Here is a 13,643-nt window from a genome sequence, read left to right on the forward strand (position 1 = left end):
GTTGGTGAAGAACACTAACAAAGGCAAAACACCAACAAGGGCAATGGGCAGACCATAGCCAGATATAGCTTTAAGCTTTGGTCTTTAGTCTTTCATCCCCTTTAACCCTCAACCTTCCCGCCTTCCGCCTCAATTAAGCCAAATTCCGCCCTGCGTTTACAATGCCATAAACCGTACGGATGGCCAGCTTTTCGTAGGCTTGCCTTTTTTCGTCGTTTAGGTCGTGCTGGAGCTTCTCTAATGCAAAATGCTGGATCAGCACCAAAGGCAATATAATCTTCTCTCTAATGGCAATAGAACGCTTCTCAACCGGATAGTTTTCCATCAAGGCATGGTGGCCCGACAGTTTGAGGAGCATTTTCTTGCTCAATTCGAATTCGTTGTGCAGTACTTTCCAGAATTCGCCGAATTTTTTGTCCTTGGCCAAGTAAGCGGTAATGGCAAAATCAGACTTGCTCATCGACATCATACAGTTGTCAACAATGGTTTTGAAATAGCCCGATTCCTGATATGTATTTTTAACCTGCTCCCAGTTTCCGGCATCTTCTTGGTTTTTCAAAGCCGTACCCACGCCATAAAATCCCGGAATGTTCTGTTTCAGCTGGCTCCAGGAGGTTACAAAGCTGATAGCTCTTAAATCGTCGAGTTTGAGGGCTTCGCCGGCATTTCTTTTGACAGGTCGGCTGCTGATGGTGATTTTAGACAGCAAGCTCAATGGCGATAAGGTTTCGAGGTAAGGCAAAAACAAAGGATGTTGGCGTAGCGCCAAAAAGGCATCGTAGCTGTCTTTAGCCATGTTGTCTAAAATGGTGTAGTTGGCTTTATCGAGCAATACATTGTGTTTTTCCTTTACGCCCGAAGAAATACCTGCATTGATGAGCTGCTCGATGTTAAAGGCGGCACTATCTACCGAACCGTATTGCGAGCTGATGGTTTGTCCTTGTATGGTCAGCTGGATATTCTTGTTGGCAATTTCCTTGCCCATGGAAGCATAAAAGCGGTGGGTTTTGCCTCCACCTCGGGCAGGCGGACCTCCACGGCCATCAAAAAAGGCCAGTTTAATGTTATGCTCTTCCGATATTTTGGTCAATGCCACCTTGGCCTTAAAAATAGACCAGTTGGCCATGAGGTAACCGCCGTCTTTGGTACTGTCAGAAAAGCCCAACATGATGTCTTGCTTGCCTCCGCGGCGTTTCAGGTGCTGCAGGTAAAAAGGATGCGTATAAAGTGCTTCCATGATACGATCGGCACCGGCCAAATCGTTTACGGTTTCAAATAATGGCACAAAATCGATGGTGAGGTTGTCGGCTTCCCAACCGTTCCATAAAAACAGCTCCATCAGCTGCAAAATATCGCTGGCTTGTTGGCAATTGCTGATGATAAAGCGGTGGCAAGCCTCTTCGCCGTTCTCGGCCTGCATCTGTTGCAACTGGGCAATGGTTTGCAGGGTATCTTCAATCAGGTTGTCTTGCTGACCGCTATAAATGATTTTGGCGGTTTTAAAAGTGAGCGCCTTGAGTTTCTCGGCTTCGGGCAATTGATCATAATCTTTGCTGAACAAAGAGTTAATCGGTTTTTGCTCCCGGCAATAGGCATGTACCTTGCGCAGGATACGGCTGTCTTGCCTGATGTCGAGCGAGGCAAAATGGCTTCGGTACAGTTCTACCTTGCGCAACAAATCGTCAACCAAATCGCTAAACAAGCCACCGTGGTCATTAACCAAGGTTTCTTTAATCTTGTTAAGGTTTTCGATGATAAATGGCGAAATGTCCTTCAGCTCGATATTACTGTCGAAGGCGTTTTTGTACAGCACATCATGCAGGGTGGCAATATGGTCTTCAACGCCCCTAAAGGTAATGCGGCGTTTCAGGTTCCTGAAATCGCGGTAATAGCAACGGAACAAGATTTGGCGCAACATACGCGAAACCTGCAAAGTGGTTTCGGGGTGCACGTTCGGGTTGCCATCTCTGTCGCCACCCGGCCAAAAGCCCAGTTCGATTACTTTTTTGGGATCGATATGATATTCGCTCAGCAGCTGGTTCAGTCCGGCTTGGATATTGGCTGCTGCAAAGTAAAACACGTTTTCGAGGTACCAAGCCAGGCTTAGGGCTTCATCAACCGGAGTTGGCGATTTCTTGTTGAAAAACGGTGTTTTGCCTAGCTGTTGCAACAACTGGTTAATGGTACTGATGTCGTTGCTTCTGATGGCGGTGGTAAGGTCGTTGATAATGGCCAACACACTGCCCGGATAAAACTGGGTTGGGTGGGCGGTAAGCACCAGGCGCAACGAAAATTCTTCGATCAGGTGGTCGACCTTGCGGTGCAGTTTTTTATCGTCGTTGGCTTTGAGGAACAGCGCCCTTAAGGAAGTCTGCTCGTCGGCCACGTTCAGCTTGTTGAAAGAAGCGTCTTCAACGGCATCAAAAAGCACAACCTGACGCTCTATGTACTGGATAAACCTGAACAGCAGGTCGATGATATCCTGAGGATTGGTGTTGGGTGTATACTTGGCAAAGAACTCTTCAATAAGCTTGTGCGGCGTTTCGTGGTTTTTTACGCCATCCTCGCAACTTTTGATAAACAAAGGCAATAAGGTGCCCGTATCTTTTACTTTATAAAAAGGAAGGGTAAGGAATAAACTATTGTATAATTCGAAGCGGGAAATAACTTCGTTATTAAAAATTGTTTCGCGCTGACTGGTAGGTTGAAGTGCTTGCATGCTGAAAAGGTACACATATTAGACCTTATGAACAAAAAAAATCGGAAATCGGAAAAAGATGACAAGGATAAATTTTGGACTTATGTAAAAAATCCGTACCTTGTATCTCATTAAAGGTTAATCAAATCTTTTAAAAGTATCAGCAGAATTTCTCGCAAGAAAAATTTTGTAATTAATTGTTAATTTTTTGGGAAAAACAAAGCCGGTCAATCGACCGGCTTTGTTTATTAATGGGCATCTGTAGGCACTTCTACGTTCTTTTTGAACTTCTGCAGGTACAGTAAAGGAATTGAACATAAAAGGATCATTCCAGCTACCCAATAGGCATCGCTGTAGGTTAACAGCAACGTTTGTTTAACAACGGCGCCTTCTATGGCTTTCATGGCCATTAACTTGGCATCTAAAAAGCTCGCGCCTTTCGCCATAAAGGTATGAATCAAACCATTGAGGCGTTCAGTAAACGCAGGGTTGTATTCGTTAACGTTGGTTAAAAGATTGTTTCTGTGGAAACCTTGACGGGTATGGATCAAAGTGGTTAGTGCGGCAATACCGAACGAACCGCCCAATTGGCGCATCATGTTGTTCAAGCCAGAACCTTGTCCAATTTCAGGACCTTTCAAATCCTGGATGGCCAAAGTGGTTAAAGGCACAAACAAAAGTGCCATACCGATACCCCTAATCACCAATGGCAGGAAGAATTGTCCGGTTCCCGACGATAGGGTCGATTTGCTCAACATATCGCAGAAAACAAAGAACAGGAACATCCCGATGGTCGCCATAAACTGTGCTGGGATTCCCTTTTTCAGGAACATCCCGATAAACGGCATCATGGCAATGGTACACAAACCACCCGGGAACAAGAGCTCGCCGGTTTGGAGGGGCGAGAAGCCCAACAAATTTTGGCAGAACACCGGAAACACGAATACCGAACCGTACAGTCCAAAGCCTAAAATAAAGGAGGTGAACATCCCAATGGAGAAACTTCGATGTCGCATGATCTTAAAGTTCACGATAGGATGGCTCGTACTCAGCTCGCGCCAGATAAAGAGCAGCAACCCCAGTACCGAGCTAACGGTAAGCACGATAATGTAAGGGGTGGCAAACCAGTCTTCGCTTTCGCCTTTTTCCAATACGGTTTGCAAGCTGCCTACGGCAATGGCCAAGAGGACAATGCCCCACCAGTCGACAGGTAGGCCCTTGCCGTCTTTAGGCGTGGCCTTGACAAAGGTGTACGTACAATAGGCAGCCAGTATCCCGACAGGAATATTCACGTAAAAAATCCAAGGCCAGTCGCTTACCTCTAAAATATAACCTCCAATGGTTGGGCCTACGGTTGGGCCCACAACGGCACCCAAGCCAAACAGGGCCGTGGCAATACCCACATCTTCCCTAGGCCAGGTTTCTAAAAGAATAGCCTGTGCAGTAGAAATCAAGCCCCCACCGGCCAAGCCTTGCAGGATACGGAAAAGCACCAGTTCTTCTAACGAGGTTGCGTTGCCGCAGAGGAAGGAAGCAATGGTAAAAACAATAATAGAGGTGAGGAAATAATTTTTTCGGCCAAAGCGGCTACCCAACCAACCCGACATGGGCAGTACGATAACGTTCGCAACGGCGTATCCTGTAGATAACCAGGCCACATCTTCAAGCGTAGCGCCCAGGTTACCTTGTATTTGGGGTATGGCTACGTTTACAATTGTGGTATCAATCAGCTCCAGCAATGAAGCCGTGATCACGGTAAACGTAATTACCCATTTTTTTAAACCTACTTCAGGCATCTGATGATTTTTTAAATAGACACAGAAACTTTAACGCTCATGCCTGGGCGAAGTTTTTCTAAAATTGCTTTGTCTTTGGTTTGGATTTTGATTTTTACAGGTACCCTTTGTACCACTTTTACGAAGTTGCCGGTAGCATTATCAGGAGGTAAAAGCGATCCTTTTGCACCCGTAATTGGGGCAAAATTGTATACTTCGCCTTCAATCTCGTCTTTCGGATAAGCATCAACCACGATTTTAACTTTTAGGCCCGAGTGTAGTTTTTCCAACTGGGTTTCTTTAAAGTTGGCGGTTACGTAAAGGCTGTTTTCGTTTACAATGGCAAACAACGATTGCCCGGCTTGTACCAATTGGCCTTTTTGCACATTCTTTTTGGAAACGATACCTGTAGCTGGGGCTTTGATTTGGGTGTACGACAATTGCAACTTGGCGAAATCTACATCAGATTGGCGTTGGGTAACACCAGAGCTGCTTACGGTCAATTGCGATTGGGTAGTGCCCACTTGCTTAACAGCCGCATTGTATTGGTCTACCGCTGCGGTATAGGCCGCTTGCGCAGTTTCTTTCGAGGCTTTGGCTTGGTCAAAGGCTTGTTGAGTAATCGAACCATCTTTAATCAAGTTGGCATAACGGTCGTAGTCTTTTTGAGCTAGGGAAAGCTTTACCTTGGCGGCTTCGATATTGGCTTTGGCCGTGCTGGTATTGGCTTGGGTGGCTACAATTTGCGCCTGCGATACGCCAACGCCTGCATGGGCGCCAACTTGGCCAGCTTCGGCCTGTTCTACCTTGATTTTATAATCGCGGTCGTCTAAGGTAACCAAAACCTGGTCTTGGCTAACTTTGGTGTTTTCTTCAAAGTTAATGTCCTTTACATAGCCGCCAACGCGCGCTACCACCGGACTGATATCGCCGTCAATTTGGGCGTCGTCTGTATCCACGTGCTTGCTGAAATACAGGTATTCGTTAATTCCGAAGATGGCACCAATCAAGATCAGTACGCCAAGTATAATGGGAATAACTTTGTTTTTCTTTTTTTTCGGTGTTGTCATTATTTGTTGGGTTAAGATTTTATTGAGAAATTTTTCCTGTTGATTTTAATAAGGTATAGTAAGCCAAACGGGCATCGGCCTTGGCCAATTCGAGGTTGATTTTGGCTTGGTAAAGCAAGGTTTCGGCATCGATCCTGTCGGTGGCCGAAGCAATGTTGTTTTTGTATTTCGATTCCAGTAACCTGTCGTTTTCAGTAGCTTGGGCAATGGAAGTTTCCAATACGCCGATCTTCTGAACGGCCAACTTATAGTTCTGGTAGTTTTTGTTCAGCTCTGTTTTCACGTTATCGCTCAAAATATCTTTCTGTATGCCGATTTCCTGTTGCTGGATTTTGGCTTCCGATACTTTATTCTTGTTGGTCCACAAGGAAGCCACGTTCCACGAAATGGTAGCGCCTACGGTAACCGGCATAATGTACTGCTCTGATGGCGGAATAAATTTGCCACTCGGGTTAATGTAATACAAATTGGCGCCTACGCCTACAGTAGGCAAGGTATTGGCTTTGATGGATTTGATGTTGACGCCAGCCACTTTGTTTTGCAGATCTAGCTGTTGCAATTCCTGACGGTTGGCCATGGCCAGGCTGATGTAGCTAGACAAGGGCTCGACGTTTTGCAAAGGCAATTCGGTTTCGCTCAAGGCAATCTCGGTATCTTCGGGCAAGCCCAGCAGAATATCCAGGTTGTAGTTGATAATTTTGCGATTGTTCTCAATTTCCATGTCGGTTAAAGAGATGTTGGCTTGTTGCAGCTGGAATCTCAACACGTCATTTTTGGTGACGATGCCCTGCTCAAAAAAGCGTTGGGCCTGTTTCAGCTGACTGGCAATAGCTTCGAGGTTTTGGGCCACCACTTTTTTGCTCTGCATGACCTTGTACAGCGAAAAATAGGTATTGATTACGGCGTAGCTGATTTCTTCCTTGCTTTTATCGGCATCCAATTTGGCCACTTCGGTTAAAAGCTTGGTCGATTCTTGCGCCAATTTGTACTTGCCGCCGCCATAAACCAATTCCTGTACGGCTGCGGTACCTACAAAGGCATCGGCACGGTTAGGTAAATGGATGGGGTTGCCGCCACCAATGCTCAGCGTATTGGTCGGAATTTCGGCATGGTTGTACAAAAAGCTGGCCGTTGCTGTTGGCAGCGAATTGTCTTTGATGACCGCCAGTTTAGCCACCGATTCGTCTATTTTGTTCTGCGCCAGCTTCAGGTTTTTGCTGTTGGCTACGCCTAGATCGATAGCCTCCTGCAAACTGAGCTTTCTGAGCGACTGCGCCTGTAAAGCCGCGGGCAGCAATAACGTCGCAATCAGGATTTTGAATTTATTGTTTATCATTTTTTGGGATTGTTAAATGGGTAATGATGAGATCTTTTAAATGGTTGACCAATCTCTTTTCGAGTTCGGCTCTTTGTTCGTCGTTTTTGATGTCGAAATCTATATCGGGGTTTACCTTATTGGGTGAGGTAGCGGCCATGCTGATGGTGCCCATAATGCTCACGATGCTCATGCGCACGTCGACCGGCCTAAAATGGCCTTCTTTAATGCCGCTGTTAATGATGTTTTCGATCACGTTGAGGTTTTGCGCCATCGCCTCCTTAATCTGCGTAAACATTTCGGGGCGTTGCGTTAGCGACAGTTCCCTGTGCATCATTTTATGGAAGCATACATTAGAAAAAATACGGTTGGTATATTGTTCTACCACTTTCAGCAATTTTTCCTTGGCTGGGATCTGCTCGTCGGCAATCAAATTCAGTTGCGATTTGAAACCAGAAATCCTATCTTCCATAATTTCCAAGAAAACCCCCTCCTTACTACCGAAATAGTAATTAATCATCGCCATGTTGGCGCCCGATTCCTTCGAGATCTGACGGGTAGAAGTACCCTCGTAGCCAAATTCGGCAAACAGCTTTTCGGCCGCCCTCAGGATATCAGTTCTTTTATCTGTTTTTTCCATTTCTTGTTTTGACGGAGCAAAATTAATCAATCGATTGATTAATTTCCAAATATAGTTTTTCCGGTTTTACAAATGGATGATAATTGATTACCTTTAATGCCCTTGACATAGCTAAAAAGAGGTTTTATGAGGAGAAAAAAAATCGCCCTATTATTGTTCTCGCTTGCCTTTTGCTTGCCTTTGCTCTCGTTTAGCGGCAAAAAATCGGCAAATGACAGTCCCAAGAGCTGGATACGCATCAATCTGTTGGGCTATTTGCCAAACGCGATAAAAGTAGCAGTGTGGGCCAGCAAGGAACAGTCGCCACCCCATCGTTTCGAATTGCTTGACGAACAGAGCGGCAAAGTTGTTTTTTCTTCTGCTAAAATTTCCAAATTTGGCGCCTATGGTCCGTTTACCAGTACGGCGAGGCTTGATTTTTCGAGTTTTAAAACGCCTGGGCGCTATTTGATCAGGGTAGGAACCATTGTTTCGCCTACGGTAATCATCAATAACGAAGTTTATCGGCATACGGCCGATTTCGCTTTGCGCTACCTGCGCCAGCAACGCAGCGGCTTCAATCCTTTTTTAAGGGACAGCTGCCATACGCACGACGGCTTTGCGCTTTACGGTGCCAAGGCTGGAATTAAAGACAGTACGCATTTCGATGCCTCGGGCGGTTGGCACGACGCCAGTGATTATTTGCAGTACTCGACCACTTCGGCTAATGCCACGTACCATTTGCTGATGGCTTACCGCGATTTTCCGCAGGTCTTTGGCGACGAGAAACAGGCCAACGGCTTGGATGGCAAAAACGGCTTGCCCGATGTGCTCGATGAAGCCAAATGGGGCCTAGATTGGTTGCTGAAAATGCACCCTTCGGCCCAGGTGATGTTTAACCAGCTGGCCGACGACCGCGACCACCTGACCATGCGCATCCCGAAAGAAGACAGCCAATACGGCAAAGGCTTTGAAAGGCCCCTGTATTTTATTGATGGCGAGCCCCAACAAAGAGGTAAGTTCATGAACAATACTACCGGCACCAGCTCTACGGCCGCCAAGTTTGCCAGTGCCTTTGCGTTGGGCAGTCGGGTTTTTTATCCGTTAAATACCAGTTTTTCGGAATTGCTTCATGCCAAATCGAACAGCGCTTACCAGTTTGCCTTGCGTAAAAAGGGGGTAACCCAAACGGTTTCTGTAAAATCGCCCTACATTTACGCCGAAGACAACTGGGTTGACGATATGGAATTGGCTTTGGCGATGTTGAACCCCCAACCTAAAGTTACCGATTTATACAGTCCTCAACAGGGCAAAGGCACGCTAGATTCAGCCTTTTTTTATGCCAAACAAGAACCCGTTACACCTTGGCTCAAAGACGATACCGCCAAGCATTACCAATGGTATCCTTTTATAAACATTGGACATTACGAATTGGCTAAACAAAGTAGCGGTGCCAATAAACAGCAGCTGATTGCTTATTACAAACAAGGCATTGAACAGGTATGGGACAGGGCCAGGCAAAATGCTTTTTACCGTGGCGTGCCTTTTATTTGGTGCAGCAACAACCTTACGGTAGCCTTTGCCATGCAGTGTTTCTGGTATAAGCAATTGAGTGGCGATGCGAGCTTTTCGGCATTGGAGCAGGCCAATTTCGACTGGCTGTTTGGCTGCAACCCCTGGGGAACCAGCATGGTATACGGCCTGCCTAGCTGGGGCGATACACCGGTTGATCCCCATTCGGCCTTTACCCATCTTAAACAATATCCCATTGATGGCGGTTTGGTAGACGGACCGGTTTATACCAATATTTACAAAGGCTTGATTGGCATACAACTAAGCAAGCCCGACGAATATGCCGAATTTCAGAGCGATTTGGCCGTTTATCACGATGATTATGGCGATTACAGCACCAACGAACCTACCATGGACGGTACGGCTTCTTTGGTTTACCTGTTGGCCGCATTCGATTCGAAAGCCGAAGCCAAAAAGCCGAATGTTACCCAATCCTTTGGGGGCATTATTCGGGGCAACAGCAAGCAAAAGAAATTAGCCTTGGTTTTTACCGGCGATGAATTTGCCGATGGAGGCCAAAGCATTGCCCAAACGCTGGCGCAAAACAAGGTTAAAGGCTCTTTCTTTTTGACGGGCAGATTTTACAGCACCCCTGCTTTTACACCGCTCATTAAAAAGCTGAAGGCTAATGGCCATTACTTGGGCGCTCATTCTAACGAACATTTGCTGTACAACGATTGGAACAAAAGAGATAGTTTATTGGTCAGCAAAACGCAGTTTAAAAACGATCTGACGGCCAATTACCAAGCCATGGCCCGGTTTGGAATCGCGAAAAAAGACGCGCCTTTCTTTTTGCCTCCCTACGAGTGGTACAATGCAACCATTGCCAGCTGGACCAGCGAAATGGGTTTGCAATTGGTTAATTTTAGCCCCGGAACCCGTTCCAATGCCGATTATACCTATCCTGAAATGGGTAAATCTTACCGGAGCAGCGAAGAAATTTACCAATCGATAGTTGACTACGACCAGAAGCAGGCCAACGGACTGAACGGCTTTATGTTGTTGCTGCATATTGGAACCGACCCGAAAAGAAAGGACAAGTTTTATCAACAGCTGCCGACCTTGATTAAATACCTGAAAAAACAAGGCTATGAAATGGTCAGGGTCAACGATTTATTGAAAACGGAGCCATAAACAGCACAAAAATTTTAAAATAAAATATTTACCTTTGGCGCAAATCATAATAGCAAAATGAGCACAGAAGAAAATAAAAACAGTTTTGAGTGGGTTTACTACGTTTTAGGTTTATTAACCGGTATGTTGGCTGTTATTGCCGTAACCACTAGCTTGGGCTGGATCCTTTTAGGTGGCATCTTAGGCCTGATTTTCGCAGGTTTATTCCTAAACAAGATCGTAAAGGGACGCGAGTACTAGTCTTCCGCAAAAAATATACTTAGATGAGTATGAAAAAATGGAGTTTATGCCTATGCCTGGCCTTGTTCGCTTTTGCAGCCAATGCCCAGGAAGCAGCAATTAAGTTTCCGAAACCAGACGATAGCCCGATGGACGCGCTCTACTATCCCTTAAATGCGACCAAGGTTAAAGACAATTCGATGCCTTTGATCAAGGTGCTTTATTCTCGTCCGCAGAAAAAAGGAAGAGAAATTTTCGGCATCTTAGAGCAGTTTGACAAGGTTTGGCGCTTAGGAGCCAACGAAAACACCGAAATCTATTTCGATGAAAACGTAACCATTGGCGACAAGAAAGTGAAAAAAGGCCGTTATAGCCTCTTCGCTATCCCTAGCAAAGACAAATGGACCATTATTGTAAACAAACAAACCGATAGGTGGGGCGCTTTTACCTACGACCAAAGTAAAGACGTGGTAAGGGTAGAGGTACCAATAGCCAAGCTGGATAAGCCTTTAGAGGTTTTTTCGATGACATTTACCGACCGTACCGACGGTGCCAACCTGATTATGGCTTGGGATACTACGCAGGTAAGCTTGCCTATCTTGTTCAAAAAATAAAATTTCCAAACAGAAATTTACAAAAAAAGGGAGCTTAAACTCCCTTTTTTTGTATCCTTTTTTTCCTGAGCAGGCTGTCTATATAAATCAAAGCCAGTACCAGATCGACCAATAGGAATACGTTTAAAACGGTTGGATTGGCCAATTTGCCGGCGCCGAGATCCCAGTTGAATTTAGGCATGCTGAAATCAAAGCTTGCTTTGCTGTTGGCAATAGCCAGTACAAATACGGCTAAGATAGAGAGCACAAAAAATGCCCCAATAAAGCCGATGATGCGCTGGTCTACCTTGGTTTTTAAGGCAATGGGCCTGGGCTCAAGTTTTACCTGTTCCATCACATTGCGTGTAAAAGACATCGACGGTTCGTCTAATTCTATACTGCCCAATTCGCGGTGTACAGCCAACAATTCCTCATAAACTTGCTGGTAGCTTTTGTCCAAGGCTAGCCTGGTTTCAACAGTTGCGCGTTCTTCGGGCGTGCAGTTGTTGTCGATGTAGTTCCAAAGTTGTTCTTCTATTGTATTCATATCAGCTCCTTAACTTCGTCTTTTAACAAATATTGTAATTTCTCTTTTAACCTTTGTCTGGCGCGATGCAGCTTAACCTTAACGGTGTTGGGCTCCATGTGCAGGGTCTGGCCAATTTCTTCCAGGCTCTGTTCGCCTTTGTAAAACAAGGTAATAATGGCGGCATCGTCGGGCAGCAACAAGTCGATGGCCTGGTTCAGGTAAACATAGCTCGACTTCTTCTCTACCAGATTGGCATCGAAACTGGCATCGCTGTTGGCTACCTGAAATACCTGCTCTTCGTCGTTGATAGAACTGGTGGCCAGTCTTTTCTTGCGCAAAAAAGTCATGGCTGTAGTATAGGTAATGGTATACAGCCAAGTTGTAAACTTCGAATCCTGCTTAAATGCACCCAGTGCCTTGTAGGCTTTTACGAAACAGTCTTGCGCAATCTCTTCGGCGTCTTCCCTGTTTTTGGCAAAACGTAGGGCCAAGGTAAACACAAAGCGCTGATGGCGTTTTACCAAATCGGCATAAACCGAGGTATTACCCGCCAAAACGGCATTGATTAACGCTAAATCTGTTTCCTTTTGCTGCATACGTTATCGGCTATGACGCGATGTTTTGCCGACAGGTTACAGCAATTTACAAAAATATTAGGCTTTGGCTTCGGCAAAAAACTTGAGGCCCAAAATAGAAATGATCAGGGTGGTTAAAAAGAAGATGCGCCAGAAGCTATAAGACTCTTTAAAAAAGATAATGCCCACCAATACGGTACCGATGGCGCCAATGCCTGTCCATACGGCGTAGGCCGTGCCCATAGGCAGGGTTACGGTGGCCTTGTTCAAAAAAACAAAGCTCATCACTGCACAAACCAAAAAACCTGCACCCCATTTCAGGTTAGTAAAATTGTCTGATAATTTTAAACAGGTCGTAAAGCCGATCTCTAAAAGTCCGGCGATAATTAAATAGAACCAACTCATTGTGTAATTTTTTGACAAAGGTCGAGATCTCTAAACGGGCATCCTTTAACAAATGTTAAATAATTGCATTTATCGCTCGGCCCTGATGCGGCTTAGCGTAACCTGCGTAACGCCCAAGTAGGAAGCAATGTGCTTAAGGGGCACACGCTTAAGCAGGCTTGGGCTTTGAGCCAACAGCTCCTGGTATCTTTCTGAAGCCGACTTGAACTGACGGTTAATGAGCCTTTCTTCGGTTTTGATGAGTTCCTGCTCTACAAACTTGCGGCCCCAGTTGGCCAAATTGATATGGTTTTGGTAAAGTGCCTGCAAAGCCTGATCAGAAATGCGGTACAGGATGCCATTTTCGAGCAGCTCGATGTTTTCGTAGCCCGGTTGTTGGTTAATGTAGCTATGGTAAGAAAGAATAATATCGGTTTCTTGGCCAAACCAAAAGGTAACCTGCTGGTTTTCGCCATGGCAATAAGCGCGCGCGATACCTTTGGCAATAAAATAGAGATGGTTCTCTACTTTGGTGGTACAGATAATCAGCTGGTTTTTAGGATAGGTTACGCGCTCCAGCGAATCGACAAGCAATTGCAACTCTGCCTGTGGCAAAGGATAGATGCTGTTTATTTTGGCTGTAATTGGCGCTAATTCGGCTTGCATTGGCTAAAGATAACAAATGCTAAAAATTTTTTCGCCAAGGGTGTAACCTAAAAAAAAATGATGTTGTCATAGGATACGGAACACGGTTCAAGAATTAAAAGATTATAAATCGAATAAAGAAATAAAATTATGGAAGAGTTAATCCCAATATCACTTTTTTTAGGTGCCTTTGCAATGGTATTCGGCATCAGGTATTTTTCTAACAAAGAAAAAATGGCCATGATTGAGCGTGGCATCGATCCAGGCATCCACAAAGCTACACCCAAACCTTTTTTAAGCTTAAAATTCGGTCTTTTGCTAGTGGGCTTGGGCATCGGACTAATTGTTGCCTTGTTTTTGTCGAGAGCGATGTTCAGTAACGACATGAACCATAACGAACAAGGGCAAGCAGTAGCCATTTATTTTGGTTGTATTGGCATCTTTGGAGGCTTGGGCCTGATTGTTTCCTATGCCATTGAAAAGAAATGGCTCGACGAGCAGCAATAATCCCGAAA

At 45.3% G+C, this 13,643-nt stretch carries 13 protein-coding genes; 4 read left to right on the forward strand and 9 right to left on the reverse strand.

The window, feature by feature from the left end:
- Positions 1–133 precede the first annotated feature (133 nt).
- The 5 genes from VRU48_RS15405 to VRU48_RS15425 all read right to left on the reverse strand — a co-directional run bounded on the left by VRU48_RS15405 (position 134) and on the right by VRU48_RS15425 (position 7,498).
- A complete protein-coding gene (locus tag VRU48_RS15405; protein WP_330108817.1) occupies positions 134–2,719 on the reverse strand; it encodes a phosphoenolpyruvate carboxylase in 2,586 nt (861 codons plus the stop codon).
- A 227-nt stretch (positions 2,720–2,946) separates the two neighbouring features.
- Positions 2,947–4,494, reverse strand: coding sequence for a DHA2 family efflux MFS transporter permease subunit (locus tag VRU48_RS15410; protein WP_330108818.1), 1,548 nt, complete (start codon positions 4,492–4,494; stop codon positions 2,947–2,949).
- A gap of 11 nt (positions 4,495–4,505) precedes the next feature.
- Complete coding sequence (locus VRU48_RS15415) at positions 4,506–5,543, reverse strand: HlyD family secretion protein (protein WP_330108819.1); 1,038 nt, start codon at positions 5,541–5,543, stop codon at positions 4,506–4,508.
- 19 nt (positions 5,544–5,562) lie between these two features.
- Positions 5,563–6,879, reverse strand: coding sequence for a TolC family protein (locus VRU48_RS15420; protein ID WP_330108820.1), 1,317 nt, complete (start codon positions 6,877–6,879; stop codon positions 5,563–5,565).
- Complete coding sequence (locus VRU48_RS15425; RefSeq protein ID WP_330108821.1) at positions 6,866–7,498, reverse strand: TetR/AcrR family transcriptional regulator; 633 nt, start codon at positions 7,496–7,498, stop codon at positions 6,866–6,868. Before VRU48_RS15425 ends, VRU48_RS15420 begins: the two co-directional genes overlap by 14 nt.
- A 126-nt stretch (positions 7,499–7,624) precedes the next feature.
- On the opposite strand from VRU48_RS15425, the gene VRU48_RS15430 reads away from it, so the two are divergent.
- Genes VRU48_RS15430 through VRU48_RS15440 form a run of 3 tightly spaced genes read left to right on the forward strand, consistent with a single transcriptional unit; the run spans position 7,625 to position 11,016 of the window.
- Entirely contained in the window at positions 7,625–10,183 is a 2,559-nt protein-coding gene (locus VRU48_RS15430) for a bifunctional glycoside hydrolase family 9 protein/polysaccharide deacetylase (protein WP_330108822.1), read from the forward strand.
- 57 nt (positions 10,184–10,240) lie between these two features.
- A complete protein-coding gene (locus VRU48_RS15435) occupies positions 10,241–10,423 on the forward strand; it encodes a hypothetical protein (protein ID WP_199137217.1) in 183 nt (60 codons plus the stop codon).
- Positions 10,424–10,446: 23 nt separating this feature from the next.
- Positions 10,447–11,016 carry a DUF2911 domain-containing protein gene (locus VRU48_RS15440; RefSeq protein ID WP_330108823.1) on the forward strand — a complete coding sequence of 190 codons (570 nt, stop codon included), beginning with the start codon at positions 10,447–10,449 and terminating at the stop codon, positions 11,014–11,016.
- Between the two features lie 34 nt (positions 11,017–11,050).
- Here the strand turns inward: VRU48_RS15440 and VRU48_RS15445 are convergent, their stop codons facing one another.
- The 4 genes from VRU48_RS15445 to VRU48_RS15460 form a co-directional block, all read right to left on the reverse strand.
- Positions 11,051–11,542 (reverse strand): anti-sigma factor family protein, encoded by a 492-nt coding sequence (locus tag VRU48_RS15445; protein ID WP_330108824.1) that lies wholly within the window; start codon positions 11,540–11,542, stop codon positions 11,051–11,053.
- Positions 11,539–12,120, reverse strand: coding sequence for an RNA polymerase sigma factor (locus VRU48_RS15450; RefSeq protein ID WP_330108825.1), 582 nt, complete (start codon positions 12,118–12,120; stop codon positions 11,539–11,541). The genes VRU48_RS15445 and VRU48_RS15450 overlap by 4 nt, the downstream gene beginning before the upstream one ends.
- A gap of 57 nt (positions 12,121–12,177) precedes the next feature.
- The gene (locus VRU48_RS15455; protein ID WP_199137209.1) at positions 12,178–12,504 is read right to left on the reverse strand and encodes a DMT family transporter; all 327 of its coding nucleotides are present in this window, start codon (positions 12,502–12,504) and stop codon (positions 12,178–12,180) included.
- A 69-nt stretch (positions 12,505–12,573) separates the two neighbouring features.
- A complete protein-coding gene (locus tag VRU48_RS15460) occupies positions 12,574–13,149 on the reverse strand; it encodes a Crp/Fnr family transcriptional regulator (RefSeq protein ID WP_330108826.1) in 576 nt (191 codons plus the stop codon).
- A 129-nt stretch (positions 13,150–13,278) separates the two neighbouring features.
- On the opposite strand from VRU48_RS15460, the gene VRU48_RS15465 reads away from it, so the two are divergent.
- Positions 13,279–13,635, forward strand: a complete 357-nt coding sequence (locus VRU48_RS15465) for a DUF6249 domain-containing protein (protein WP_330108827.1) — start codon at positions 13,279–13,281, stop codon at positions 13,633–13,635.
- The last annotated feature ends 8 nt before the right edge of the window (positions 13,636–13,643 follow it).

The sequence above is a fragment of the Pedobacter albus genome (genome assembly GCF_036324255.1).
Taxonomy (GTDB): Bacteria; Bacteroidota; Bacteroidia; order Sphingobacteriales; family Sphingobacteriaceae; genus Pedobacter; species Pedobacter albus.

Coding starts and splice junctions, on each gene's coding strand:
- VRU48_RS15405 (WP_330108817.1), bottom strand. CDS start 2,719: ATGCAAGCACTTCAACCTACCAGTCAGCGCGAAACAATTTTTAATAAC.
- VRU48_RS15410 (WP_330108818.1), bottom strand. CDS start 4,494: ATGCCTGAAGTAGGTTTAAAAAAATGGGTAATTACGTTTACCGTGATC.
- VRU48_RS15415 (WP_330108819.1), bottom strand. CDS start 5,543: ATGACAACACCGAAAAAAAAGAAAAACAAAGTTATTCCCATTATACTT.
- VRU48_RS15420 (WP_330108820.1), bottom strand. CDS start 6,879: ATGATAAACAATAAATTCAAAATCCTGATTGCGACGTTATTGCTGCCC.
- VRU48_RS15425 (WP_330108821.1), bottom strand. CDS start 7,498: ATGGAAAAAACAGATAAAAGAACTGATATCCTGAGGGCGGCCGAAAAG.
- VRU48_RS15430 (WP_330108822.1), top strand. CDS start 7,625: ATGAGGAGAAAAAAAATCGCCCTATTATTGTTCTCGCTTGCCTTTTGC.
- VRU48_RS15435 (WP_199137217.1), top strand. CDS start 10,241: ATGAGCACAGAAGAAAATAAAAACAGTTTTGAGTGGGTTTACTACGTT.
- VRU48_RS15440 (WP_330108823.1), top strand. CDS start 10,447: ATGAGTATGAAAAAATGGAGTTTATGCCTATGCCTGGCCTTGTTCGCT.
- VRU48_RS15445 (WP_330108824.1), bottom strand. CDS start 11,542: ATGAATACAATAGAAGAACAACTTTGGAACTACATCGACAACAACTGC.
- VRU48_RS15450 (WP_330108825.1), bottom strand. CDS start 12,120: ATGCAGCAAAAGGAAACAGATTTAGCGTTAATCAATGCCGTTTTGGCG.
- VRU48_RS15455 (WP_199137209.1), bottom strand. CDS start 12,504: ATGAGTTGGTTCTATTTAATTATCGCCGGACTTTTAGAGATCGGCTTT.
- VRU48_RS15460 (WP_330108826.1), bottom strand. CDS start 13,149: ATGCAAGCCGAATTAGCGCCAATTACAGCCAAAATAAACAGCATCTAT.
- VRU48_RS15465 (WP_330108827.1), top strand. CDS start 13,279: ATGGAAGAGTTAATCCCAATATCACTTTTTTTAGGTGCCTTTGCAATG.